Source organism: Streptomyces beijiangensis (assembly GCF_017315755.1).
GTDB lineage: Bacteria > Actinomycetota > Actinomycetes > Streptomycetales > Streptomycetaceae > Streptomyces > Streptomyces beijiangensis.
The window spans coordinates 1-475 of the sequence record NZ_JAFLRJ010001444.1 but is presented as its reverse complement, the minus strand read 5'-3'; the positions used below and the strand labels follow the sequence as shown (position 1 = coordinate 475).

Sequence of the window (475 nt, the reverse complement as noted above, 5' to 3'; positions counted from 1 at the left end):
ATTCTGGTCGGCGTGGTCATCATGCTGGTCCAGGACTGGGTTCTGGGGCTGGTGATCCTGATTCCCACCCTGCCGGTGGCGGCCATCTGCGCGGCCTTCGAGAAGCGGTACAGCAGTGCGTCACGGCTCGCCCAGGACCAGATCGGCGATCTGACGACGGTCGTCGAGGAGAGTGTGCTCGGCATCCGGGTCATCAAGGGGTTCGGACGGCACCGCAGTCAGGCGAAGGCGTTCCGGAAGCTGTCCGAGGATCTGCGCGGGACGGAGCTGCGCAAGGCCCGGCTGCTGGGCGCCATCATGAGCGTCATCGTGACGCTCCCGGAACTGGCCATCGGCACGACACTGGTGCTGGGGACCGTACGGGTGGCCGACGGGGACCTGTCCGCGGGCACCCTGGTGGCGTTCCTGACGACGGCCCTGGCGCTGCGCTGGCCCGTGGACTCGATCGGCTTCCTGCTGGCGATGAGCCAGGAGG

1 protein-coding gene is annotated in these 475 nt (G+C 68.0%); it reads left to right on the top strand.

Translation table 11 applies throughout. From position 1 onward, the window contains the following. The coding region (locus J0695_RS42200) for an ABC transporter transmembrane domain-containing protein (RefSeq protein ID WP_242553818.1) at positions 1 to 475 on the top strand (475 nt) is incomplete at both ends.